Here is a 22,245-nt window from a genome sequence, read left to right as displayed (position 1 = left end):
GGGAAGGTCGTCGCGTCTTCAGGGGAGGACGACGACCTGGGCTGCGAAGACGAGGCCGGCGCCGAAGCCGATCTGCAGGGCGAGACCGCCGGAGAGCTCCGGGTGCTCGGCCATGAGGCGGTGGCTGGCGAGGGGGATCGAGGCGGCCGACGTGTTGCCGGTGGTCTCGATGTCGCGGGCGATGACGGTGGTCTCCGGCAGGCCGAGCTGCTTGGCGAACTCGTCGATGATGCGCATGTTGGCCTGGTGCGGGATGAAGGCGGCGAGGTCGGAGGCCTCGATCCCGGCCTTGTCCAGCGCCTCGCGGGCCACCTTGGCCATCTCCCACACGGCCCAGCGGAAGACCGTCGGGCCCTCCTGGCGGAGTGTCGGCCACGGCACCACACCGTCGCGGAAGTCGGTGAGGGTGCCGTTCATGCCCACGGCGTCGGCTTTGGAGCCGTCGCTGCCCCAGACCGCGGGGGCGATGCCCGGCGTGTCGCTCGGGCCGATGAGTGCGGCGCCGGCGCCGTCGCCGAGGAGGAACGAGATGCTGCGGTCGGTCGGGTCGACGACGTCGGAGAGCTTCTCCGTGCCGATCACGAGGGCGTGGCGGGCGGCTCCGGCCTTGATGAGCGCGTCCGCCTGCGCGACCGCATAGGCGTAGCCGGCGCAGGCCGCGTTGATGTCGTAGGCCGCGGCCGGGTTGGCCCCGACTCGGTCGGCGACGATGGCCGAGACCGACGGCGTCTGCTTCGGGTTACTGATGGTCGCGACGATGACGAGGTCGACCTGGTCGGCGGGGACACCCGACTTCTCGATGGCCTCGGCTGCCGCCGCGGTCGCGAGGTCGATGGCGTCCGTCCCCTTGTCGGCCCGGGCGCGCGTGACGATGCCGGTGCGCTGACGGATCCACTCGTCGCTGGAGTCGATCGGCCCGATGAGGTCTTCGTTGGGCACCGCGTTCTCGCCGCGAGCCGCGCCGAACGCGTAGATGCGGGTGTAGGCGGGCCCGGCGATCTGGGCGAGGGAGGCGGTCATGCGGCTTCTCCGTTCAGCAGCGCGACGGCGGCTTCGAGGTCTTCGGGGGTTCTCACGGCGACCGTGGGTACGCCGCGCAGGCCGCGCTTGGCGAGACCGACGAGGGCGCCCGCGGGGGCGAGTTCGATGACGCCCGTCACGCCGGCGTCGGCGAACGAGGCCATGCAGAGGTCCCACCGGACGGGGGAGGAGACCTGGTCGACGAGGTAGTCGAGCGCCGTCCGGCCTTCGGTCACGACCGAGCCGTCGCGGTTGGTCCAGAGCGTGATCCCGGGATCGGACGGCTGCACGTCGGCGACCGCGTCGCGGAGCGTCGCGACGGCGGAGGCCATGTAGTCGGTGTGGAACGCGCCGGCGACCTGGAGCGGCACCACGCGCGTGCCCTTGACCGGCTCCTCGGCGAGAGCCGCCAGGGCCGGAAGGGGACCGGCGACGACGATCTGCCCGCCGCCGTTGAAGTTCGCCGGCGCGAGGCCGAGTTCGGCGAGCCGCGCGAGGAGAGTCTCCTCATCGCCGCCGAGCACCGCGCTCATCCCTGTCGGGGTTTGGGCGGCGGCATCGGCCATCGCCCGCCCGCGGATGCCGACGAGGCGCATGCCCGTCTCGGCGTCCAGCACGCCGCTGCCGACGAGCGCCGCGATCTCCCCGACGGAGTGCCCGGCGATGCCGTCGGCGCGGCGGCCGGCAGCGGCCACGAGGGCGTCACCGGCGACGAGGGAGGCGGCCACGATCAGCGGCTGCGCGACGCGGGTGTCGCGGATGGTGTCCGCGTCCGACTCGGTGCCGTGCGCGCGGAGATCGAGCTGCGCGGCCTCGGAGTAGGCGGCGAGACGCTCCTCCACTCCGTCGAGCTCGAGCCAGGGGGCGAGGAATCCGGGGGTCTGCGAGCCCTGTCCAGGGCAGACGACGACAATCACCCACCCAGTCTGCCAACGATCGAGGCAGAACGGTGGATGATCCATCACAAGATTGCGCGAAACCCTTGTGTGTGGCGCACAGATCGCGCGCGGCTCAGCGCGGAGGGCGGCGCAGCGGCGGACGGCGCCGGACCTGCTCGGCCGCCCCGATGGAGCCGAGGATGAGCGCGGTCTGCAGGATGAGGGCCTCGCGGGGTCCGGTCGCGTCCCACCCGATGACCTCGCTCACCCGCTTGAGGCGGTAGCGCACGGTGTTCGGATGCACGAAGAGCTCGCGAGCCGTCGCCTCGAGCGAGCGGCCGTTGTCGAGGTAGCTCCAGAGCGTCGTGACGAGATCGGTGGAATGCGCCTGCAAAGGGCGGTAGATGCGCTCGATGAGGGTCTGCTTCGCGAGGGGGTCGCCGGCGAGGGCGCGCTCCGGAAGCAGGTCGTCGGCTTCGACGGGCCGCGGTGCGCTCCGCCAGGCGCGGGCCACCGCGAATCCGGCCAGGGCTGCGCGAGCGCTCTGACTGGCGTCGACGAGGGCGGCGACCGCCGGGCCCAGCACGACGAAGCCGGGACCGAAGGACGGCTCCAGACGCGAGGCGATCTCCTGGAACCCGAGCTCCTCGTCCTCTCCCTCCTGGCCCTCGACCCGCGCGCGCCCGAGCACGAGGACGAGTCGCGAGCCCTGCACGCCGATGAGGACGTCGACGGCGAGCTTCCGCGCCGTCCGGCGCACGAGGTCAACGTCGAACTGCGGGGGCGTGGTGCCGACCAGGACCGCGACCTCTCCATGGCCGTGCCATCCGAGTGCGGCGATCCGGCTGGGCAGCTCCTCGTCGGCTTCGCCCGTGAGGATCGAGTCGACGACGAGCGCCTCGAGCCGCGCGTCCCACAGCCCGCGGGCCTCGGCGGCACGGGCGTAGACGTCGGCGGCGGCGAACGCCACGTCCCGCGAGTAGAGCAGGATCGCCTCGCGGAGATCCTCGCCCTTCCCCGCGACCCGCTCCTCGGTCACCTCGACGGTGACGCGGATGAGCTGGAGAGTCTGCTGCAGGCTCACGCTCCGCAGCAGCTCACGGGGAGCGGCGGCGAAGATGTCCGCGGCGATCCACGGGGTGGACGTCGGGTCGTCGTACCACTGGATGAACGACGTGATGCCCGCCTGCGCCACCAGCCCGACCGCGGAGCGGCGGGCCGGTGGCATGTCGGCGTACCAGGGGAGGGTGTCCTCCAGCCGCTTGATGGTCACCGTGGCGATGTCGCCGGAGATCCGGCGCAGCCAGGTGAGCGTGGCGGCCTTGTCCATGCCGGCGGCGGAGGCGGGTGTCACCGAGGGCTCAGCTTTCGCCGCCTGCGTTGCCGCTCGTGCCGGCGTTCACGTCGTGCAGGCGGTACTTCTCGATGGCCTGAGCGGAGAGGCCGCGGTCGACCTTGCCCTCCTCGGCCAGTGCCTGCAGGGTGCGCACGACGATCGACGGGCCGTCGATCTTGAAGAAGCGGCGGGCCGCGGCGCGGGTGTCCGAGAAGCCGAAGCCGTCCGCACCGAGGGTGGCGAAGCGGTTCGGGACCCACGGGCGGATCTGGTCCTGCACGGCGTGCATGAAGTCGCTCACCGCGACGACGGGACCTTCAGCGCCCTGGAGCTTCTGCGTGAGGTACGCGGTGCGCGGCTCCTGCTCCGGGTGGAGGAAGTTGTGCTCGTCGGCGGCGAGGCCGTCGCGGCGCAGCTCGGTCCACGAGGTGACGGACCACACGTCGGCGACCACGCCCCAGTCCTTCTTCAGCAGCTCCTGCGCCTCGAGCGCCCACGGCAGACCGACGCCGGAGGCGAAGAGCTGCGCGCGCGGGCCGTCGCCCTCGCCGACGGCGACGCGGTGGATGCCGCGGACGATGCCGTCCACATCCACGTCGGCCGGCTCGGCGGGCTGCACCATCGGCTCGTTGTACACCGTGAGGTAGTACATGACGTTCGGGTCTTCGTGCTGCCCGCCGTACATGCGCTCGAGACCGGAGCGCATGATGTGCGCGATCTCATAGCCGTACGCCGGGTCGTAGGAGACCGTCGCCGGGTTGGTGGAGGAGAGCAGGTGCGAGTGTCCGTCGGCGTGCTGGAGGCCCTCACCCGTGAGGGTGGTGCGGCCGGCGGTGGCGCCGATGATGAAGCCGCGGGCCATCTGGTCGCCGGCGGCCCACTGGGCGTCGCCGGTGCGCTGGAAGCCGAACATTGAGTAGAAGATGTAGATCGGGATGAGCGGCTCGCCGTGCGTCGCGTACGACGTGCCCGCGGCGGTGAATGCCGCGAGAGCGCCCGCCTCGTTGATGCCGACGTGGACGATCTGGCCCTGCGGGCTCTCCTTGTAGGCGAGCAGCAGCTCCCGGTCGACCGACGTGTAGTGCTGGCCGTTCGGGTTGTAGATCTTCGCGGTCGGGAAGTACGCGTCCATGCCGAACGTGCGCGCCTCGTCCGGGATGATCGGCACGATGCGGTGGCCGAACTCCTTCGAGCGCAGCAGGTCCTTCAGCAGACGGACGAACGCCATGGTCGTGGCGATCTCCTGCGTTCCCGAGCCCTTCTTCGGGAGCGCGTAGGCGTTCTCCTCGGGGAGGGACAGGCCGACGTGCGTCGAGCGGCGCTCCGGGAGGAAGCCGCCGAGGGCCTTGCGGCGCTCGAGCATGTACTGGATCGTCTCGTCCTGCGGTCCCGGGTTGTAGTACGGGGGCAGGTACGGGTTCTCCTCGAGCTGCGCGTCCGTGATCGGGATGTGCATCGCGTCGCGGAACGTCTTGAGGTTGTCCAGCGTCATCTTCTTCATCTGGTGGGTCGCGTTGCGGCCCTCGAACTGCGGGCCGAGCCCGTAGCCCTTGACGGTCTTCGCGAGGATGACGGTCGGCTTGCCCTTGTGCTCGGTCGCGGCCTTGAACGCGGCGTAGACCTTGCGGTAGTCGTGGCCACCCCGCTTGAGGTTCCAGATGTCGTCGTCGGAGTAGTCCTTGACGAGCGCGGCGGCGCGCTCGTCGCGGCCGAAGAAGTGCTCGCGGATGTATGCGCCGGACTCGGCCTTGTACGTCTGGTAGTCGCCGTCGGGGGTGACGTTCATGAGGTTGAGCAGTGCACCCTCGGTGTCACGGGCGAGCAGGTCGTCCCACTCGCGGCCCCAGACCACCTTGATGACGTTCCAGCCGGCGCCGCGGAAGAACGACTCCAGCTCCTGGACGATCTTGCCGTTGCCGCGCACCGGGCCGTCGAGACGCTGGAGGTTGCAGTTCACGACGAAGGTGAGGTTGTCGAGGCCCTCGTTCGCCGCGACCTGGAGCTGTCCGCGGCTCTCGACCTCGTCCATCTCGCCGTCGCCGAGGAAGGCCCAGACGTGCGACTGCGAGGTGTCCTTGATGCCGCGGTTCTCGAGGTACTTGTTGGACATCGCCTGGTAGATGGCGTTGATCGGGCCGAGACCCATCGACACCGTCGGGAACTGCCAGTACTCCGGCATGAGGCGCGGGTGCGGGTACGACGGGATGCCGTTCGGCGCGTGCGACTTCTCCTGGCGGAAGCCGTCGAGCTGGTCCTCGGTGAGGCGACCCTCGAGGAAGGAGCGGGCGTAGGTGCCGGGGGAGGCGTGGCCCTGGATGAAGATCTGGTCGGCGCCACCGGGGTGGTCCGCGCCCTTGAAGAAGTGGTTGAAGCCCACCTCGTACAGCGCGGCCGAGGACGCGTAGGTGGAGATGTGACCACCGACGCCGATGCCGGGGCGCTGGGCGCGGTGCACCGTGATGGCGGCGTTCCAGCGGATCCAGGCGCGGTAACGCCGCTCGATCTCCTCGTCACCGGGGAACTCGGGCTCGTTCTCCGGGGCGATGGTGTTGATGTAGTCGGTGGTCGGAACCATCGGCACGTTCAGGTGCAGTTCCTTGGAGCGCTTGAGCAGGCTGAGCATGATCTCGCGCCCGCGGCCGTGGCCCTTGGCGTCCACCAGCTCGTCGAGCGACTGCTGCCACTCACCGGTCTCTTCCGGATCGCTGTCGAGGGGGCCCTGAGAGTACGGATCCTGGTCGTGGACGGTCACGGGGGAACCTTTCGTCAAGCTGGCAGGTCATGCCAAGGAAACGGGAAGCGACACGGGCAGCCTTGTCGGCCGTGCACAACGCGCGCCGACCTCAGCCTATCCCTCTTCCACGACACGGGTGCGCATCCGCGCCCGGATAGACTGAGCGCACCAGGGCCTTTAGCTCAGCTGGTAGAGCGCCACGTTTACACCGTGGATGTCGTCGGTTCGATCCCGGCAGGGCCCACCCGTAACGTTTGCAGCGGGGAGCGCAATGACGCGACGCATCGTCATCAGCGGGGCATCAGGCCTCATCGGTTCCGCTCTCGCCGCCTCCCTGCGGGCGGACGGCATCGAGGTGAGCACCCTCGTGCGGCGTCCCCCGCAGGCGGAGGGCGAGATCGAGTGGGCTCCGGGGGAGGCGTCCCTCGATCCCGACGCACTCGCCGGGGCGGAGGCCGTCGTCGCCCTCGGGGGTGCGAGCGTCGGCCGGCTGCCGTGGACGCGCGGGTACCGCCGCCAGCTCGTCGAATCGCGGCTCGACGCGACGAACACGCTCACCACCGCGCTGCGCGCTCTGCGCACCGACGCGCCCGCCTTCCTCTCCGCCTCCGCCGTGGGCTACTACGGATCGGCGCCCGGCGAGGTGCTCACCGAGCACTCCGGCCCCGGGAGCACCTTCCTGGCCGACCTCACCGTGCGCTGGGAGACAGCCGCGCGACGAGCGGAGGACCACACGCGGGTCGCGCTGCTGCGGACGGCACCGGTGATCCACCGCCGGGGTGTGCTCCGGCCCATGGTCACGCTGACGAAGCTCGGCGTCGCCGGCCCCCTGGGTCCGGGTACGCAGATCTGGCCGTGGATCTCCTTGGACGACGAGGTGCGCGGTATCCGCCATGTCCTCGATGAGAAGCTCGCGGGGCCGGTCAACCTCAGCGGGCCCACCCGGGCGTCCGCGAACGACATCGGTCGCGCGCTCGCGCAGCGGATGCACCGGCCGTTCTGGCTGCCCGCTCCCCGGTGGGCCCTGCGCCTCGCCCTCGGCGATGCCGCCGACTCGTTGTTGCTCCCCGATGCCGACGTGCGCCCCGAGGCTCTCCAGCGGTCCGGCTTCCGGTTCACCCATTCCACCGCCGTCGACGCCGTGGACGCCGCGATCTGACGAGCCCGCGATTCTCCCGGCGAGACCCCTGCCGTGACGGCGACCGCGCTGTCAGGATGGGCGCATGGAGATCATCGAGAACTCGAAGCTCACCGTCGTCGGCGCCGGAAGCGTCGGATCGAGCGTGGCATATGCGGCTCTGATCCGCGGTTCGGCCCGCCACGTCGCGCTGTACGACATCGCGACCGAGAAGGTCGAGGCGGAGGTGCTGGACCTCGCACACGGGACGCAGTTCACCGGCAGCAGCGACATCATCGGCGGCAGCGACATCTCGGTGGCGGCCGGTTCCCACGTCGTGGTCATCACCGCGGGAGCGAAGCAGAACCCGGGGCAGACGCGCACCGAGCTCGCCGGGGTGAACGCCGGCATCATCCGGCGCATGATGCCGGAGCTGCTGTCCGTCGCGCCGAACGCGGTCTACGTCATCGTCACGAACCCGTGCGATGTGCTCACCGTCATCGCTCAGCAGGAGACGGGCCTGCCCCCGGAGCGCATCTTCGCCTCCGGAACGGTCCTCGACACCTCCCGGCTGCGCTGGAAGCTGGGGGAGCGGGCGGGCGTGTCCACGGCCAGCGTGCACGCCCACATCATCGGGGAGCACGGCGACACCGAGTTCCCGCTCTGGTCGCGGGCGACGATCGGCACGGTCCCGATCCTCGACTGGGAGACCCCGGAGCACCCGCGCTTCACCCTGGAGGAGCTGGACGAGATCGCCGTCGACGTCCGGGACGCCGCCTACAAGGTGATCCAGGGGAAGGGCGCCACGAACTACGCGATCGGGCTCTCCAGCGCGCGCATCGTCGAGGCGATCCTCCGGGACGAGCATGCGGTGATGCCCGTGAGCACGGTGCTCCGCGACTTCCACGGGATCGACGGCGTCGCCCTGTCCGTGCCGTCGATCGTCAGCGCCGCCGGGGCCGTGCCGATCCGCACGACGGCGTTCTCGGATCGCGAGCTCGAGCTGCTGCGGCAGTCCGCCGGCGCGCTCACCGCGGTCGCCGCATCCCTGCAGGAGTGACGGCCGGTGGGGCGGCGGTCCGCCCCACCGGGGTTCACCGGCCGTGCGGATCGGAGCGGTTGAGCATCGTGACGACGTCGTCGTAATCGCCGCGCGCCTCGCCGTAGCGGAGGAACTTCACCCGCTCGACCTGGATCTCGGTCGCGTCGGGCTGGGTCTCGATGAGCGTCATGACCTCGTCGACGAACGCGTCGAGCGGCAGAGCGGCCTCGTTCTCCGCGTGCCCGGGCATGAGGTCCGTGCGCACGGCGGGCGGCTCGAGCTCCTGCACCGCGACGGTCGTGCCCGCGAGCTGCAGCCGCAGCGACTCGCTGAGCATGTGGATCGCCGCCTTGCTCGCGTTGTACGTGGGCGTGACCTTCAGGGGTGCGAAGGCGAGACCGGAGGAGACGGTCATGATGGTCGCGGCGGGCTGGGCCCGCAGGTGCTCGATGAAGGCGGCGATGAGACGGATCGGGCCGAGGATGTTCGTCGTGACGGTCTCCTCGGCGGTGGACAGGAAGCCGGCCGGCGTGGTCCAGTCCTCCGTGCGCATGATGCCCGCCATCGTGATCAGCACGTTCAGCGTCGGATGCGCGGCGAGGACCGCGGCCGCAGCCTCGCGGATGCTGGTCGGGTCCGCGGTGTCGATCCGGACGGTGTGGAGCTCGGGATGCGCGGCGGCGATCGCGGTCAGCCGGTCCCCGCGGCGTCCCCCGACGATCACGGTGTTGCCGCGCTCCTGCAGCCGGAGCGCCAGCGCCAGACCGATCCCGCTCGTCGCGCCGGGGATGAAGATGGTGTTTCCGGTGATGTCCATGACCCCAGCCTCGGTGCTGCACCGGCGCCGTGCCAGAGACGGCTGATCGGGGGATCGGCGGTCCCTGGATCCCGTCCCACGTCCGGGGGATACTGCACGGATGGATCGCGATGCCCTGGCCGACTTCCTCCTGCGCCGTCGGGAGGCGCTCCGTCCCGCCGATGTGGGTCTGCCTGAAGGGCCGCGTCGGCGGACGGCCGGGCTGCGCCGGGAGGAGGTCGCGCAGCTGGCGACCATGTCGACGGACTACTACACGCGTCTCGAGCAGCGCAGGGGCCCGCAGCCGAGCCCCCAGATCCTCGCCGCCCTCGCCCGCGCGCTGCGGCTGTCCTCGGACGAGCGCGACTACCTCTACCGGCTCAGCGGGCTCAGCGCTCCCGATCGCGCGGTGATCACCGACTACGTCCGTCCCGGCATTCTCCGGGTGCTCGACCGTCTGCACGACACCCCGGCGTTCGTGGTCTCGGCACTCGACGAGGTGCTGGTGCAGAACGACGCCTCGCGGGCGCTGATCGGAGACGCGAGCGGTCTGACCGGGCTCGACCGGAGCGGCATCCATCGCTGGTTCGCGCGACCGGAGGAGGAACGGCGGCGATACCGGGAGGTCGATCACCCCCGGCAGTCACGGGCGCTGGTGGCGGCGTTGCGCGCGGCGTACGGCACCATGGGCGCGCGGTCACGGGCGGGGGAGATCGTGGCGGATCTGTCGGAACGGAGCCCCGAGTTCGTGCGGCTGTGGGCGGCCCACGAGGTCGCCCGTCGCTTCGAGCAGCGCAAGGTGATCGTCCACCCGGAGCTCGGGGAGATCGAGGTGGACTGCCAGGCGCTGTTCACCGAGGACGAGTCGCAGGCGCTCATCGTCCTCACAGCGCAACCCGGGAGCGGGGCCGCCGGGAAGCTGGAGTTCCTGCGCGTGCTCGGCACACAGAGCGTCTGAGCCCTCGCGGCTCAGGACTCCTCGTGCACGGCAGGATCGCCGTCGAACAGGCGCCCGTCCGCGCGTCCGAGTGCGGTGATCGCGGCGACCTCCGCGTCGTCGAGCACGACGGCGGCGGCGGCGAGGTTTGCCGACTGGTGCTCCGCGGACGACGCCTTCGGGATCGCGACCGTCTCCCTGGCCACGTGCCAGGCGAGGACGGTCTGTGCGGGTGTGATGTCGTGAGCGGCGGCCACCTCGCGGACGACGTCCTCGTCGAGGAGGGCCTGCGCACGCCCCAGCGGGCTCCAGGCCTCGGTGAGGATGCCGCGCTCCCGGTGATAGGCCAGCTGCTCCTCCTGCGGGAAGTACGGGTGCACCTCGATCTGATTCACGACCGGCCGGACCCCGGTCTCCCGTTCGATGCGCTCGAGGTGCTCGGGGAGGAAGTTCGAGACCCCGATCTGGCGGACGACGCCGCGCGACTGGGCTTCCACGAGAGCCTCCCATGCCTCGACGTACTCGTCCTGGCTCGGGTTCGGCCAGTGGATGAGGTGCAGATCGGTCGCGTCGAGGCCGAGGCGGGAGCGGCTCTCCTCGATGCTGGCGGTCGCCGTCGCGCGGGGATGGTGCCGTCCGGGGAGCTTCGTCGTCACGATGACCTCGGAGCGGGGGACGCCGGAGGCCGCGACGCCGCGCCCCACGGAGCCCTCGTTCTCGTAGTTGAACGCCGAGTCCACGAGGCGGTAGCCCGCACGGAGGGCCTGGGCGATCGCGTCGGCTCCGGCGTCGCCGTTCAGCCGATACGTGCCGAGGCCGAGTGCCGGCAGGGCGAAGCCGTTGTGTGCGCGGAAGGTGGGGACAGTGGTCATCGATGCTCCTCCGTTGGCGTGCCTCCAGCGTAGGCCGAGTTGGCGCGTCGCGGCCCTCCGCGCGATGCTGGCAGGCATGGCCCTGATCGTCGCGCTCTCATGACGGCGTCCTTCCGCTGCCCCTGTGCTTCGGGGGACACCTTCGCCGCGTGCTGCGGCCCCGTCCTCGACGGCGCTCCTGCCCCGACCGCCGAGCGGCTGATGCGCTCCCGGTACACCGCTTTCGTGCGGGAGGACGGGGCATACCTGCTCCGCACCTGGCACCCGGAGACACGACCGGAGACGATCACCTTCGAGGACGACCTCGAGTGGCGTCGGCTGGTGATCGTGGATCGCGTGGCCGGCGGCCCGTTCGATACGGAGGGCGTGGTCGAGTTCGAGGCCTTCTGGCGGCAGGGCGGCGCACGTGGATCGTTGCACGAGCGCAGCCGCTTCGTCCGCGAGAACCGGACGTGGTTCTACGTGGACGGCGACATCCGATGATGCGGCGCTCGGCCCGGCAGCGACTAGATTTGAGAGCGTGAACGCCACCCCGGAGAACCAGCGCACCCTGCTCGACATCGCGGACCTCGACCGGCGCATCGCGCAGGCGGAGCGTGCCCGCACGCAGCCGAGCCAGGCGGGCCGGATCGCCGAGCTCGTCGCCATCCGTCAGGAGCAGCTCCGCGAGCTCACGGTTCTGACCGGCGCCAGGGACGACGCCCGCACCGAGCTCTCGCGGCTGGAGTCCGACGTCGCGCTGGCGGAGCAGCGGCGCGACCGCGACGCCCAGCGCCTCGCGGCGGCCACGAACCCGAAGGAGGCGCAGGCCCTGGAGCACGAGCTCGCTAGCCTCGCCAAGCGTCTGAGCGACCTGGAGGATGCGGAGCTCGACGTCATGGGCCGGGTCGAGGAAGCCGACGCCGCCGTGGCCGCGCAGCAGGCGCTGCTGGATGCGACGACCGCGGAGGGGAGTGCCCTCACCGCGCAGGGCAAGGCCGACGTCGCTGCGGCGACCGAGCTCGGCGCCCAGCTCGCCCGCGACCGGGAGGCGGTCGCCGCCACCGTTCCCGCGCCTCTTCTCGCGGAGTACGATCGCCGCGCCGCGAACAGCGCCGGAGCCGCGCTCCTCACCCGCGGGACCTGCGAAGGCTGCCGCATGATGCTCCCCGGCACCGATCTCAACGAGATCCGCCGTGCGCCCGAGGACGAGGTCGTCTCGTGCCCCGAGTGCGGCTGCATCCTCGTGCGCACCGAGGAGTCGGGACTCTCTTCATGAGCGCATCCGGCCTGCACCGCCCGTGACGGCGCCGGCGTCGGGCCCGGAGCGACGCCTCGCGCTGGTCGGCCTCGGTGCGGGGGAGTACGCCGCGATCGAGCTCGACGAACACGACGAGGAGCAGCAGCGTACGCTCCTGCCCGCGGCGGAACTCGCCGGATGGGTGGCCGCGGTCGAAGCCGCCGACGCCCCGCGGTGGATCATCCGCAGCGCGGCCGAGATCTACGCGCTGCTCCTGACCGAGGGCGTCAGGATCACGCGCAGCCATGATCTCGTGCTCTGCCACGCGATCCTGCGCGACACGGCCATGGTGTCCACGCCGCTGGCACCCGCCGCTACGTGGGAGCGCCGCGACCCGGTCGACACCACCCCCTCTCTGTTCGACGTCCTCGACGAGGAGTCCGGCGAGGACGCGATCGCCGCGGCACTCGAGCAGTACCGCGCGCAGCGGACCGTAATGGCGGAGGCGGCCGACGGGCGCCTGACGCTGCTGTGCGCCGCGGAGTCGGCCGGCGGGCTGATCGCGGAGGAGATGCGCGTCGCGGGGCTCCCGTGGGACGCCGGGGTGCACGATGCGATCCTCACCGAGACCTTGGGGGCTCGTCCGGCCGCGGGCGGGCTGCCCCGACGGATGGTGGAGCGCGGCGACGAGGTGCGGGCCCTGCTCGACGACCCCACGCTGCACCTGGACAGCCAGCAGAAGCTGCTGCGGGCGCTGCACCGCGTGGGCGTGTCGGTGGAGTCCACGAGCAAGTGGGAGCTGTCCGCCCACGAGCACCCGGTGATCGAACCGCTCCTCGCCTACAAGAAGCTGTCTCGACTGCTCAGCGCGAACGGCTGGAGCTGGCTGTCGGAGTGGGTGCAGGACGGCCGTTTCCGCCCGGTGTACATCCCCGGGGGCGTCGTGACCGGACGGTGGGCATCGGCCGGCGGCGGCGCGCTGCAACTGCCGCGCAACCTCCGCCCCGCGGTGCGCGCGGATCCGGGCTGGGCCCTCGTCGTCGCGGACGTCGCCCAGCTCGAGCCGCGGATGCTCGCGGCCATGGCTGCCGACGAGGCGATGGCGGCCGCGGCGCGCGGCGGCGACCTCTACGCGGGGGTCGTCGCGTCGGGTGCCGTCGCGACCCGCGAGGAGGCGAAGTACGCGGTGCTTGGTGCGATGTACGGCGCCACCAGCGGCGACAGCGGGCGACTCGTTCCCCGGCTGCGGAAGGTGTACCCGCGTGCGATGGCGCTCGTCGACGACGCGGCGCGGGTGGGCGAGGACGGCGGCATCGTCTCGACCTGGCTCGGTCGCTCCTCGCCGCGTCCCTCCACGGAGTGGATGCGGCTGCAGGCCGATGCCACGGGCGCGGATGCCGACCCCGCCGTGGTCTCCCTCGCCCGCCGCCGCGCGCGGGAGTGGGGGCGCTTCACCCGGAACTTCGTCGTCCAGGGCACCGCGGCGGAGTGGTCGCTCATCTGGCTCGCAGAGATCCGTCATCGCCTGGCACAGCTCCCCGAGGTCTTCGGCGCGGCCGAGGCATCGGGGGCGTTCGCCCGGGAGCCGCACCTGGCATTTTTCCTGCACGACGAGGTCATCCTGCACACGCCGCAGGAGCACGCGGAAGCCGCCGCGGACGCCGTGCGCGATGCCGCTGCCGTTGCCACCACCCGCCTGTTCGGCACCTTCCCGATCGACGTGCCGCTCGACCTGCGCATCGCGGACTCCGCAGAGAAGTGAGGCCCCGTAGACTGGAGGGGCGAATGGGTCGACTGGACGGTCGCGTGGCGGGCAACCGCACCGAGGAACGTCCGGGCTCCAGAGGGCAGGGCGGTGGGTAACACCCACCCGGAGTGATCCGCGAGACAGTGCCACAGAGAGCAGACCGCCCCGCGAGGGGTAAGGGTGAAAGGGTGGTGTAAGAGACCACCGGGGGCCGTGGTGACACGGCCCGCCAGGTAAACCTCGCCCGGAGCAAGGTCAGACAGAGGATGATGACGCGGCCCGCCGAGTCCTCGGGTAGACCGCTGGAGCGGCACGGCAACGTGTCGCCGAGAGAGATGGCCGTCGAAGGGGCGAAGAACCCCGGAACAGAACCCGGCGTACAGGTCGGCCCATTCGCCTCGAACGCCGAAGGCCCCGATGACTCGCGTCATCGGGGCCTTCTCTCGTTGGGTCCTTGAGCCTGTCGAAGGGTCAGTCGCCGGCGAGCGAGGCCGCGCCGATGATGCCGGAGTTGTTGCGGTGGATCGCCGGGACGATCGGCGTCTTCAGGTCGAGCAGGGGCAGGAAGTCGCCCGCGTTCTTCGACACGCCGCCGCCGACCACGAACAGGTCGGGGCTGAACAGGAACTCGATGTGCGAGTAGAACGCCTGCAGGCGCTCGGCCCACTCCGCCCAGCTCAGGCCCTCGCGCTCGCGCGCCGAGGTGGCCGCGTAGGTCTCGACGGACTCGTACTCGCGGAAGTTCAGGTGGCCGAGCTCCGTGTTCGGCAGCAGGACGCCGTCGTACAGGAACGCGGAGCCGATCCCGGTGCCGAGCGTGGTCAGGAGCGTGAAGCCGAGCACGTCGCGGGCGGCTCCGTGGCGGGCCTCCGCGACGCCGGCGGCATCGGCGTCGTTCACGAAGACGATGTTGCGGCCGAGGCCGTCGCGGAAGAAGCGCTCGGCGTCGAAGTCGATCCACTCCTTCGAGACGTTGGCCGCGGAGAGGGTCTTGCCGCGCTTGACGATCGCGGGGAACGCCACGCCGAGCGGCAGGGTCGACTCGTGCACGTCGAGCGTCTTCAGGACGGTCTGCACCGCGACGAGGACGTCTTCCGGTGCCGCGCCGGCCGGAGTGGGCACGCGCACCCGATCCGAGGCCATGGTGCCGTGCTCGAGGTCGACGATTCCCGCTTTGATGCCCGTGCCGCCGATGTCGACGCCGATCGCTTTTGCCATGGCCGATAGCTTAGCGACCACGGTGCACGCCAGTAGGATCGATGACATCACCCCAACCGCTCGCGGGAAGAAGGAGCAGCCATGACCGACGGCGATCACAAGTACTGGTACAACTCCGTCACGGGCGAGGTCGAGTTCGGCATGCTGTCGCCGTCCATCGACCGCATCGGTCCGTTCGACACCGAGGCCGAGGCGCGCCGCGCCCCCGAGGTGCTCAAGGAGCGGTCGCGCGCCTGGGCCGAGGAAGAGGCCGCGGAGCAGGGCTGGGATGCGAAGCCGTCCAGTGGCTTCGGTGCGGAGAAGGGCCAGGGCGCAGAGTAGCCATGGACAAGCAGAGGGACTTCGTCCTCCGGACGATCGAGGAGCGCGGCGTCAAGTTCGTGCGCCTGTGGTTCACCGACGTGATCGGCACGCTCAAGTCCGTCGCCATCGCGCCGGCAGAGGTCGAGGGCGCCTTCGCCGAGGGCATCGGGTTCGACGGCTCCGCCATCGAGGGGCTGACCCGCACCTACGAGTCCGATCTGCTCGCCCAGCCCGACCCGACGACCTTCCAGACGCTGCCGTGGCGCGGGGAGATCGACCCGACCGCTCGCATGTTCTGCGACCTCACCACCCCCGACGGGCAGCCCGCGGTGGCCGATCCCCGTCACGTGCTGAAGCGGACGCTCGCGAAGGCCGCCGATGCGGGCTTCACGTTCTACACGCACCCGGAGATCGAGTTCTACCTGCTCAAGTCGTCGTCGTTCGGCCCTGAGGGACCCGTCCCCGTCGACTCTGCCGGCTACTTCGACAACGTGCCCGGGGGCACGGCGCACGACTTCCGTCGCCGTTCGGTCCGCATGCTGGAGGACCTCGGCATCTCCGTGGAGTTCAGCCACCACGAAGGTGGCCCCGGCCAGAACGAGATCGACCTGCGCTACGCCGACGCCCTCACCACCGCGGACAACGTGATGACCTTCCGCACGGTCATCAAGGAGGTCGCTATCGAGCAGGGCGTGTACGCCACGTTCATGCCGAAGCCGCTCAGCGGCCAGCCCGGCAGCGGCATGCACACGCACATGTCGTTGTTCGAGGGCGATCAGAACGCCTTCTACGAGGAGGGTGCGAAGTACCAGCTCTCCAAGACCGGACGCCACTTCATCGCGGGTCTACTCAAGCACGCCAACGAGATCTCCGCCGTGACGAACCAGTTCGTCAACTCGTACAAGAGGCTCTGGGGCGGCGACGAGGCACCGAGCTTCATCACGTGGGGCCACAACAACCGCTCCGCCCTGGTCCGCGTCCCGATGTACAAGCCGAACAAGGGGCAGTCGTCGCGCGTCGAGTACCGCGCGCTCGATTCTGCGGCGAACCCCTACCTGGCCTACGCGCTCATGCTCGCCGCCGGTCTCAAGGGCATCGAGGAGGAGTACGAGCTTCCGCCGGAGGCGGAGGACAACGTCTGGGCGCTGAGCGACGCCGAGCGCCGGGCGCTGGGATACTCCGCCCTGCCCGCCAGCCTCGACCACGCCCTGGAGTACATGGAGGCCTCGGAGCTCGTCGCGGAGACGCTGGGGGAGCAGGTGTTCAACTACGTGCTGCTCAACAAGCGCAAGGAGTGGGAGGCGTACCGCGGCCAGGTCACGCCGCTGGAGCTGAAGAACAACCTCGAGCTCCTCTGAGCGCTGCATGGCTCGCCCCGACGCCTCCGTCTCGCTCTCGGCCCTCGCCCGGCTCGGGTTCGCCGAGCTGAGCGAGGCCGTGGCGTCGCTGGCGGAGCTCGAGAGCCTGCTCGGCGTGCCGCGCGCGATGCTGCTCGAGGCGGCCGTCGCCGCGGATCCGGATGCGGCCGTTCGCGGGATGCTGCGGGTCGCTCGACGAGATCCCTCCCCGCTGCGAGCGCTCGTCGGCGACGAGGAGACACGCCGGCGCGTCTGGCGCGTCTTCGGCGCCTCCGTGGGACTGGCGGAGTTCTTCCTGCGGCATCCCGACGAGCTGGAGGTGCTGGCGGCAGCGGTCGACGTGCTCCCCGCGGCGGACGTGTGGCGCGATCGCCTCCTCGCTGCCGTCGGGGCGGAGGACGGGTTCGCCGACTCGGCGGACGACGGGACGGTCGTGGCGCTCCGCGTCGCGTATCGGCGGAACCTCGCGGAGATCGCCGCCTTCGATCTCAGCCACCCGCGTCCCGAAGAGGTGGTCGCCGCGGTCGCCGCTTCCCTCGCGGATCTCGCCGGCGCGGCCCTTGAGGCCTCGCTCGCGATCGCCCGCACCCGCCAGGCCCCGTCCGCCGGTCGCGATGCCGTCGCTGCCACCCAACTGGCCGTGATCGGCATGGGGAAGGCCGGCGCGCGGGAACTCAACTACGTCAGCGACGTCGACGTCATCTTCGTCGGCGGCACGGCGGATGAAGAGGCGCTTTCCGAGCCGCAGGCGATCGACATCGCCACGCGTCTGGCCAGGGACACCATGCGCAACCTCAGCGCCATCGAGGTCGAGCCGCCGCTCTGGGAGGTCGACGCGGCGCTGCGTCCGGAGGGCAAGCAGGGCGCCCTCGTGCGTTCCCTCGCCTCCCATGTCGCGTACTACGACCGGTGGGCGAAGAGTTGGGAGTTCCAGGCTCTGCTGAAGGCTCGTCCGCTCGCCGGCGATCCCGACCTGGGCGCGGCCTACATCGATGCGGTGCAGCCGCGCGTGTGGTCGAGTGCCGCCAGGGAGGAGTTCGTCGAGAGCGTCCAGCGCATGCGCGAGCGGGTCATGGAGCACATCGACCCGGAGGACGCTCCGTACCAGCTCAAGCTCGGGGCAGGCGGGCTGCGCGACATCGAGTTCACGGTGCAGCTCCTGCAGCTCGTGCACGGTCTCACCGACGAGTCGCTGCGCACCCGTGGCACGCTGGAGAGCCTGGACGCCCTGGTCGCCGGCGGCTACATCGGTCGGGCGGATGCGGGCACCTTCGCGGACGACTATCGGGTGCTGCGGCTCATGGAGCACCGTCTGCAGCTGCGCGACCTCAGCCGCACCCACCTCATGCCGAAGACGCCGGCCGGCCTGCGCATCCTGGCGCGCAGCACGAAGCTGGCGGAGACGGGGGAGGGCGTCTGGGCACGCTGGGAGAGCGTCCGTCGCGAGGTGCGCGACATCCACACCCGCCTCTTCTACCGGCCGCTGCTGAGCGCCGTGGCCGGACTGCCCGAGGAAGAGCGCACCCTGTCGGCGGAGCAGGCTCACGACCGGCTCGCCGCGATCGGGTTCCGCGACCCGGCGGGAGCGCTGCGCCACATCGGCGCGCTGACACGCGGACTCAGCCGCAAGGCGACGATCCAGCGTCACCTCATGCCCGTCATGGTGCGCTGGTTCGCGGACGGCAGCGACCCCGACTACGGTCTCCTCGCGTTCCGCCGCATCAGCGAGCGGCTGGGGGACACCTCGTGGTTCCTGCGCATGCTGCGGGACTCGTCCGGCGCGGCGGAGAGCCTCACCCGACTGCTGTCGTCCTCGCGGTACATCGGCGAGCTGCTGGAGTGGATCCCGGAGTCGGTGGCGTGGCTGGACAGCGCCGAGCGGCTGCGTCCGCGGAGCGCGCAGGCGCTCGACGACGAGGCCCGAGCGATCCAGACGCGCCATGAGACGGTCGCCGATGCGCTGCGAGCCGTGCGGGCCCTGCGGCGTCGCGAGCTCCTGCGCACCGCGATGGCGGCCGTGCTCGACGTCGTCACCATCGAGGAGGTGGCCACCGCGCTCACCGACATCACGGATGCGACGATCCAGGCCGGCCTCCGTGCCGTCCTCCGCGAGGTCGTGCCGCCCGAGGACGCGGCGCTCGACTTCGCGGTCATCGGCATGGGGCGGTTCGGCGGTGCCGAGCTCGGCTTCGGGTCCGATGCGGACGTGCTGTACGTGTACGACGCGAACGGCGTCGACCCGGGCAGAGCGGAGAAGCTCGCGACGCGGATCGTGGCGGGGCTCCGCGAACACCTCACCGATCATCGCCTCCCCCTCGACCTCGACGCGGGTCTGCGCCCCGAGGGGCGCAACGGTCCGATCGTGCGGTCCCTCGACGCCTACGCGGCCTACTACCGCCGCTGGTCGCTGTCCTGGGAGGCCCAGGCGCTGCTGCGGGCGCGTGGTGTTGCCGGGAGCACGAAGCTCATCGGGCGGTTCATGGAGCTCGCGGACAGCATCCGGTATCCCGAGACGGTCGACCTTCAGGGCCTCCGGGAGATCAAGCGGATCAAAGCCCGCGTCGAGGGGGAGCGCCTGCCGCAGGGCACGGACCCGCGTCGTCATCTCAAGCTCGGGCCGGGGACTCTCAGCGACGTGGAGTGGCTCGTGCAGCTCCTCCAGCTTCAGCATGCGACCGACGTTCCGGGTCTCCGCACGACATCCACGCTGCAGGCGCTGGACGCCACGGTCGAGGCCGGGCTCGTCGAGGAGGAAGACGCGGAGCGCCTGCGGGCGGCGTGGCTGCTGTCCAGTCGGCTCCGTTCGGGCATCACGCTGCTCACGGCCCAGACGAGCGACGTCCTCCCCGCGGACCGTCGTCAGTTGGACGCCCTGGCCCGTCTGCTCGGCTATCCGCCCCGGTCGGCGACACAGCTCGAAGAGGACTATCTGGCGGTCACGCGGCGCGCGCGACGGACCTTCGAGCAGCTCTTCTACGGCTAGACGGCCGGTCGAGTTGCACGATCGCCCTCCGTCGCTCAGAGTGAGCGTATGACCTCTCCTCGCATCGGCGTGATCTGGAACCCGACGAAGTCCGACCGGGATGTCCTCGAGGAGGCCGTCACCCTCGCGTTCGGCGAGGAAGCCGATGTGCGCTGGGGGGAGACCACTCCGGACGACCCCGGTCGGGGAGTCGCCGCGAAGGTCGTCGAGGAAGGCTGCGCCCTCGTCATCGCAGTCGGCGGCGACGGCACGATCCGCGCCGTCGCCGAAGCTCTGGTCGGCACGGATGTCGCCCTCGGGATCGTGCCGCAGGGCACCGGCAATCTCCTGGCGCGCAACCTCGGCGTGCCGCTGGAGGGCGTGCTGCCGGCGCTCGAGCACATCCGCGACTCGGAGCCCCACCGCATCGACCTCGGCTGGGTGGAGTTCGACGGCGAGGAGCACGCCTTCTCCGTCATGGTCGGCTTCGGGGTCGATGCGCAGATGCTCGTGGAGACCAACGACGATCTCAAGGATCGCGCCGGCTGGCTCGCGTACGTAGAGGCGATGGGGCGGGCACTCGCCGGTACCGAGATGACGGACATCACGCTGCAGCTCGACGACCACGAGCCGGAGGAGGTGCGCGGGCACACGCTGCTCGTCGGCAACTGCGGCATGCTCCAGGGCGGCATCCGGCTGCTTCCGGACGCCGTCCTCGACGACGGCCTCCTCGACATGCTGCTCATCAGCTCCGACGGCGCGCTGCAGTGGCTCGACACCGTCCGCTCCGTCGTCTGGGACAACGGGATCCGTCGCATGATCGGGAACGTCGATCAGGCGGTGAGCACGGACTCCACGACCCACGTCTCGGCAGAGCGGATCCGGGTGCAGCTCGCCGCGCCGCAGATGTTCGAGATCGATGGCGAGGAGATCGGCGAGGTCGACGCCTTCACCGTCCGTGTGCAGCCCGGCGCCGTCCTCGTCCGCTGATCAGGCGACGGTCACCGCGGGCGGCGTCTTCTTCCTGTCCTGATTGGGGAAGACGACCTTCTGCACGATGATGATGATGCTCGCGGCCACCGGGATGGCGACGAGCGCACCCAGGATCCCGCCGAGCGCACCACCGGCCACTGCGGCGATGACGACCAGCGCGCCAGGGACATCGACGGCCTTGTTCATGATCCGCGGAGAGAGCACGTACGCCTCGATCTGCATGTAGATCAGGTAGTAGATGATCGCGATCAGCGCGGTCGTCGGCGAGACGAACAGGCAGATGAGCGAGATGATGATCGACGCCGAGAGGGTTCCGACGAGCGGGATCATCGAGCCGATGAAGGCGATCAGTGCGAGCAGCGCCGGCACCGGCGCTCCGATGATGGTCAGGAAGATGAGGCTCAGGATGCCGTTGATGAGCGCGAGACTCGCCTGACCGATGACGTAGCGCCCGACGGCGCTCGAGACGTCCTCCAGGAGCTCGCTGAACGTCTCGCGCTGGTAGGCCGGGACGAACCGGGCAGCCACCCGCTTCATGCTGCGCAGCGACGCCATGAAGTAGAGCGTGAGGATGACCACGATCGTGATGCCCGTCAGGCCACCGGCGATCCCGGCACCGACGGCGAAGACGCCGCCGCCGATGTCGAGGAAGTTGTCCGGGTTCTGCACGAAGCCGAGCACGCCGTCGACCGCGTCCTTGATCGTGCCGCCGAACTGTCCGCTCACGTCCTGGAACCAGGCGCTGTTCGTGAAGTCCTCGATCATCTTCGGACCGTCTTTGATGAGGTTGCCGATCTGCTCCACGAGGGTGGGGATGATCGCGAGGATGATCCCGGCGAAGGCGAGGAGGACCCCGATCACGACCACGGCGACCGCGGCCGGACGGGGGAGCTTGCGCTCGATGAAGCGCACGATCGGGTCAAGCCCGAGCGCCAGGAAGAGCGCGACGCCGATGTAGACCAGCACGGTGGCGAGCTGGCCGACGATGCCGCCGATCATGAGCGCGACGAGCACCCCGAGGGCACCGAGGAGACCGAACATGAAGGGGTTCGCCCTGGCACCGGCGACCACACTCGACGGTGACCGTCGCTGAGCGGCCACACTCGGTGCCTGGTCCGGTGGTGCGATCAACTTCCTGCGACGCATGGTCCCCTCCCTCTGTCGATACTCGACACTCGATCATCCTCCACCCGCTCCCGCGCGCTGCTCAGCGACACCCGCGGGCGGTGCGGGTGCTCCAGGGACGCGGGTCAGTGGCTGCTGTTTCCCTTACCGCTGTTGCCGTTGCTGTTGCCCTTGCCGTTGTTGCCGTCGCGGCCGGGGTTCTTCCCCCGGTTCTCCTGCGCCTGAGGTGCGGCGTTCTCGGGCAGGCTCGTGTCCGGCACCGACTCGGTGACCGAGGACGCCGGTGCCACCGGGGTCGCGGCCACCGGCTCCACGGCGATGGTCTCTGCCGGCGCCGGGTTGGCGACGGTGTCGGCGGGAGCCGGTTCGACGGGCACGAGGTCCTCGACGCCCTCGACGATCCTCGACGCACCGTCGGAGACGGCACCCGAGCTGGCGAGGGCCTGCTCGCCGTGACCGAGCAGTGCGGCGGAGCCGGTGGTCACCGCGCCGAGCACGACCACCGCAGCGATGAGCAGGGACTCGCGACGACGTCGCGTACGCCGTGCCGGGGACGCCGCGGGGTGCGCCGGGGCGGCGCGACGGCGG

At 70.7% G+C, this 22,245-nt stretch carries 18 protein-coding genes, 1 tRNA gene, 1 other RNA gene and 1 pseudogene; 12 read left to right on the top strand and 9 right to left on the bottom strand.

Annotation, left to right across the window (positions count from 1 at the left end):
* Positions 1 to 18: 18 nt before the first annotated feature.
* The 4 genes from DW296_RS12285 to aceE all read right to left on the bottom strand — a co-directional run bounded on the left by DW296_RS12285 (position 19) and on the right by aceE (position 5,986).
* The gene (locus DW296_RS12285) at positions 19 to 1,020 is read right to left on the bottom strand and encodes a beta-ketoacyl-ACP synthase III (RefSeq protein ID WP_085607669.1); all 1,002 of its coding nucleotides are present in this window, start codon (positions 1,018 to 1,020) and stop codon (positions 19 to 21) included.
* On the bottom strand, positions 1,017 to 1,937 hold the full coding sequence (locus tag DW296_RS12280; protein ID WP_136052465.1) for an ACP S-malonyltransferase: 921 nt from the start codon (positions 1,935 to 1,937) through the stop codon (positions 1,017 to 1,019). The genes DW296_RS12285 and DW296_RS12280 overlap by 4 nt, the downstream gene beginning before the upstream one ends.
* A 94-nt stretch (positions 1,938 to 2,031) precedes the next feature.
* Positions 2,032 to 3,228, bottom strand: a complete 1,197-nt coding sequence (locus DW296_RS12275; protein ID WP_136052517.1) for a PucR family transcriptional regulator — start codon at positions 3,226 to 3,228, stop codon at positions 2,032 to 2,034.
* A 31-nt stretch (positions 3,229 to 3,259) separates the two neighbouring features.
* The gene (gene aceE, locus DW296_RS12270; RefSeq protein ID WP_136052464.1) at positions 3,260 to 5,986 is read right to left on the bottom strand and encodes a pyruvate dehydrogenase (acetyl-transferring), homodimeric type; all 2,727 of its coding nucleotides are present in this window, start codon (positions 5,984 to 5,986) and stop codon (positions 3,260 to 3,262) included.
* Between the two features lie 153 nt (positions 5,987 to 6,139).
* Here aceE and DW296_RS12265 point away from each other — a divergent pair.
* The 3 genes from DW296_RS12265 (at position 6,140) to DW296_RS12255 (ending at position 8,145) form a co-directional block, all read left to right on the top strand.
* A tRNA-Val gene (locus tag DW296_RS12265) sits at positions 6,140 to 6,212 on the top strand.
* 27 nt (positions 6,213 to 6,239) lie between these two features.
* Positions 6,240 to 7,127, top strand: coding sequence for a TIGR01777 family oxidoreductase (locus DW296_RS12260; RefSeq protein WP_136052463.1), 888 nt, complete (start codon positions 6,240 to 6,242; stop codon positions 7,125 to 7,127).
* 64 nt (positions 7,128 to 7,191) lie between these two features.
* The gene (locus DW296_RS12255) at positions 7,192 to 8,145 is read left to right on the top strand and encodes an L-lactate dehydrogenase (protein WP_136052462.1); all 954 of its coding nucleotides are present in this window, start codon (positions 7,192 to 7,194) and stop codon (positions 8,143 to 8,145) included.
* Positions 8,146 to 8,179: 34 nt separating this feature from the next.
* Here the strand turns inward: DW296_RS12255 and DW296_RS12250 are convergent, their stop codons facing one another.
* Complete coding sequence (locus DW296_RS12250) at positions 8,180 to 8,944, bottom strand: SDR family oxidoreductase (protein WP_136052461.1); 765 nt, start codon at positions 8,942 to 8,944, stop codon at positions 8,180 to 8,182.
* A gap of 100 nt (positions 8,945 to 9,044) precedes the next feature.
* On the opposite strand from DW296_RS12250, the gene DW296_RS12245 reads away from it, so the two are divergent.
* Complete coding sequence (locus DW296_RS12245; RefSeq protein WP_136052460.1) at positions 9,045 to 9,881, top strand: helix-turn-helix transcriptional regulator; 837 nt, start codon at positions 9,045 to 9,047, stop codon at positions 9,879 to 9,881.
* 11 nt (positions 9,882 to 9,892) lie between these two features.
* Here DW296_RS12245 and DW296_RS12240 read toward each other — a convergent pair whose 3' ends face one another.
* The gene (locus DW296_RS12240; RefSeq protein ID WP_136052459.1) at positions 9,893 to 10,732 is read right to left on the bottom strand and encodes an aldo/keto reductase; all 840 of its coding nucleotides are present in this window, start codon (positions 10,730 to 10,732) and stop codon (positions 9,893 to 9,895) included.
* A gap of 99 nt (positions 10,733 to 10,831) precedes the next feature.
* Here DW296_RS12240 and DW296_RS12235 point away from each other — a divergent pair, with 99 nt between their 5' ends.
* The 4 genes from DW296_RS12235 to rnpB all read left to right on the top strand — a co-directional run bounded on the left by DW296_RS12235 (position 10,832) and on the right by rnpB (position 14,094).
* Entirely contained in the window at positions 10,832 to 11,215 is a 384-nt protein-coding gene (locus DW296_RS12235) for a YchJ family protein (RefSeq protein WP_136052458.1), read from the top strand.
* Positions 11,216 to 11,252: 37 nt separating this feature from the next.
* Positions 11,253 to 11,990 (top strand): zinc ribbon domain-containing protein, encoded by a 738-nt coding sequence (locus tag DW296_RS12230; RefSeq protein ID WP_136052457.1) that lies wholly within the window; start codon positions 11,253 to 11,255, stop codon positions 11,988 to 11,990.
* A 22-nt stretch (positions 11,991 to 12,012) separates the two neighbouring features.
* Complete coding sequence (locus tag DW296_RS12225) at positions 12,013 to 13,713, top strand: bifunctional 3'-5' exonuclease/DNA polymerase (protein WP_136052456.1); 1,701 nt, start codon at positions 12,013 to 12,015, stop codon at positions 13,711 to 13,713.
* A gap of 24 nt (positions 13,714 to 13,737) precedes the next feature.
* An RNA gene (gene rnpB / locus DW296_RS12220) (RNase P RNA component class A) lies at positions 13,738 to 14,094 on the top strand.
* Between the two features lie 75 nt (positions 14,095 to 14,169).
* Here rnpB and ppgK read toward each other — a convergent pair.
* Complete coding sequence (ppgK, locus tag DW296_RS12215) at positions 14,170 to 14,916, bottom strand: polyphosphate--glucose phosphotransferase (RefSeq protein ID WP_136052455.1); 747 nt, start codon at positions 14,914 to 14,916, stop codon at positions 14,170 to 14,172.
* A gap of 81 nt (positions 14,917 to 14,997) precedes the next feature.
* Here ppgK and DW296_RS12210 point away from each other — a divergent pair, with 81 nt between their 5' ends.
* From DW296_RS12210 to DW296_RS12195, 4 genes are read left to right on the top strand one after another with little or no spacing between them, the layout of a single operon-like run.
* Positions 14,998 to 15,237 carry a hypothetical protein gene (locus tag DW296_RS12210; protein WP_025103604.1) on the top strand — a complete coding sequence of 80 codons (240 nt, stop codon included), beginning with the start codon at positions 14,998 to 15,000 and terminating at the stop codon, positions 15,235 to 15,237.
* Positions 15,238 to 15,239: 2 nt separating this feature from the next.
* The gene (gene glnA / locus DW296_RS12205) at positions 15,240 to 16,577 is read left to right on the top strand and encodes a type I glutamate--ammonia ligase (RefSeq protein WP_025103603.1); all 1,338 of its coding nucleotides are present in this window, start codon (positions 15,240 to 15,242) and stop codon (positions 16,575 to 16,577) included.
* Positions 16,578 to 16,584: 7 nt separating this feature from the next.
* Positions 16,585 to 19,560, top strand: coding sequence for a bifunctional [glutamine synthetase] adenylyltransferase/[glutamine synthetase]-adenylyl-L-tyrosine phosphorylase (locus tag DW296_RS12200; protein ID WP_136052454.1), 2,976 nt, complete (start codon positions 16,585 to 16,587; stop codon positions 19,558 to 19,560).
* A gap of 48 nt (positions 19,561 to 19,608) precedes the next feature.
* Positions 19,609 to 20,529 (top strand): diacylglycerol/lipid kinase family protein, encoded by a 921-nt coding sequence (locus DW296_RS12195; protein WP_136052453.1) that lies wholly within the window; start codon positions 19,609 to 19,611, stop codon positions 20,527 to 20,529.
* On the opposite strand, the gene DW296_RS12190 is transcribed toward DW296_RS12195, so the two are convergent.
* Positions 20,530 to 21,678, bottom strand: a complete 1,149-nt coding sequence (locus DW296_RS12190) for an AI-2E family transporter (protein WP_136052452.1) — start codon at positions 21,676 to 21,678, stop codon at positions 20,530 to 20,532. It abuts the gene before it with no gap.
* Positions 21,679 to 21,782: 104 nt separating this feature from the next.
* A pseudogene (locus DW296_RS16510) lies at positions 21,783 to 22,245 on the bottom strand (hypothetical protein); the annotation flags it as partial.

Source organism: Microbacterium sp. K36 (assembly GCF_004794355.1).
GTDB lineage: Bacteria > Actinomycetota > Actinomycetes > Actinomycetales > Microbacteriaceae > Microbacterium > Microbacterium paraoxydans_D.
This window is presented reverse-complemented; position numbering and strand designations above follow the sequence as displayed.

What these genes read in the sequence shown, in the direction of transcription:
- DW296_RS12240 (WP_136052459.1), bottom strand. Translation starts at nt 10,732, where the DNA reads ATGACCACTGTCCCCACCTTCCGCGCACACAACGGCTTCGCCCTGCCG.
- DW296_RS12275 (WP_136052517.1), bottom strand. Translation starts at nt 3,228, where the DNA reads ATGGACAAGGCCGCCACGCTCACCTGGCTGCGCCGGATCTCCGGCGAC.
- ppgK (WP_136052455.1), bottom strand. Translation starts at nt 14,916, where the DNA reads ATGGCAAAAGCGATCGGCGTCGACATCGGCGGCACGGGCATCAAAGCG.
- DW296_RS12255 (WP_136052462.1), top strand. Translation starts at nt 7,192, where the DNA reads ATGGAGATCATCGAGAACTCGAAGCTCACCGTCGTCGGCGCCGGAAGC.
- DW296_RS12210 (WP_025103604.1), top strand. Translation starts at nt 14,998, where the DNA reads ATGACCGACGGCGATCACAAGTACTGGTACAACTCCGTCACGGGCGAG.
- DW296_RS12190 (WP_136052452.1), bottom strand. Translation starts at nt 21,678, where the DNA reads ATGCGTCGCAGGAAGTTGATCGCACCACCGGACCAGGCACCGAGTGTG.
- glnA (WP_025103603.1), top strand. Translation starts at nt 15,240, where the DNA reads ATGGACAAGCAGAGGGACTTCGTCCTCCGGACGATCGAGGAGCGCGGC.
- DW296_RS12195 (WP_136052453.1), top strand. Translation starts at nt 19,609, where the DNA reads ATGACCTCTCCTCGCATCGGCGTGATCTGGAACCCGACGAAGTCCGAC.
- DW296_RS12235 (WP_136052458.1), top strand. Translation starts at nt 10,832, where the DNA reads ATGACGGCGTCCTTCCGCTGCCCCTGTGCTTCGGGGGACACCTTCGCC.
- DW296_RS12245 (WP_136052460.1), top strand. Translation starts at nt 9,045, where the DNA reads ATGGATCGCGATGCCCTGGCCGACTTCCTCCTGCGCCGTCGGGAGGCG.
- DW296_RS12200 (WP_136052454.1), top strand. Translation starts at nt 16,585, where the DNA reads ATGGCTCGCCCCGACGCCTCCGTCTCGCTCTCGGCCCTCGCCCGGCTC.
- DW296_RS12285 (WP_085607669.1), bottom strand. Translation starts at nt 1,020, where the DNA reads ATGACCGCCTCCCTCGCCCAGATCGCCGGGCCCGCCTACACCCGCATC.
- DW296_RS12250 (WP_136052461.1), bottom strand. Translation starts at nt 8,944, where the DNA reads ATGGACATCACCGGAAACACCATCTTCATCCCCGGCGCGACGAGCGGG.
- DW296_RS12260 (WP_136052463.1), top strand. Translation starts at nt 6,240, where the DNA reads ATGACGCGACGCATCGTCATCAGCGGGGCATCAGGCCTCATCGGTTCC.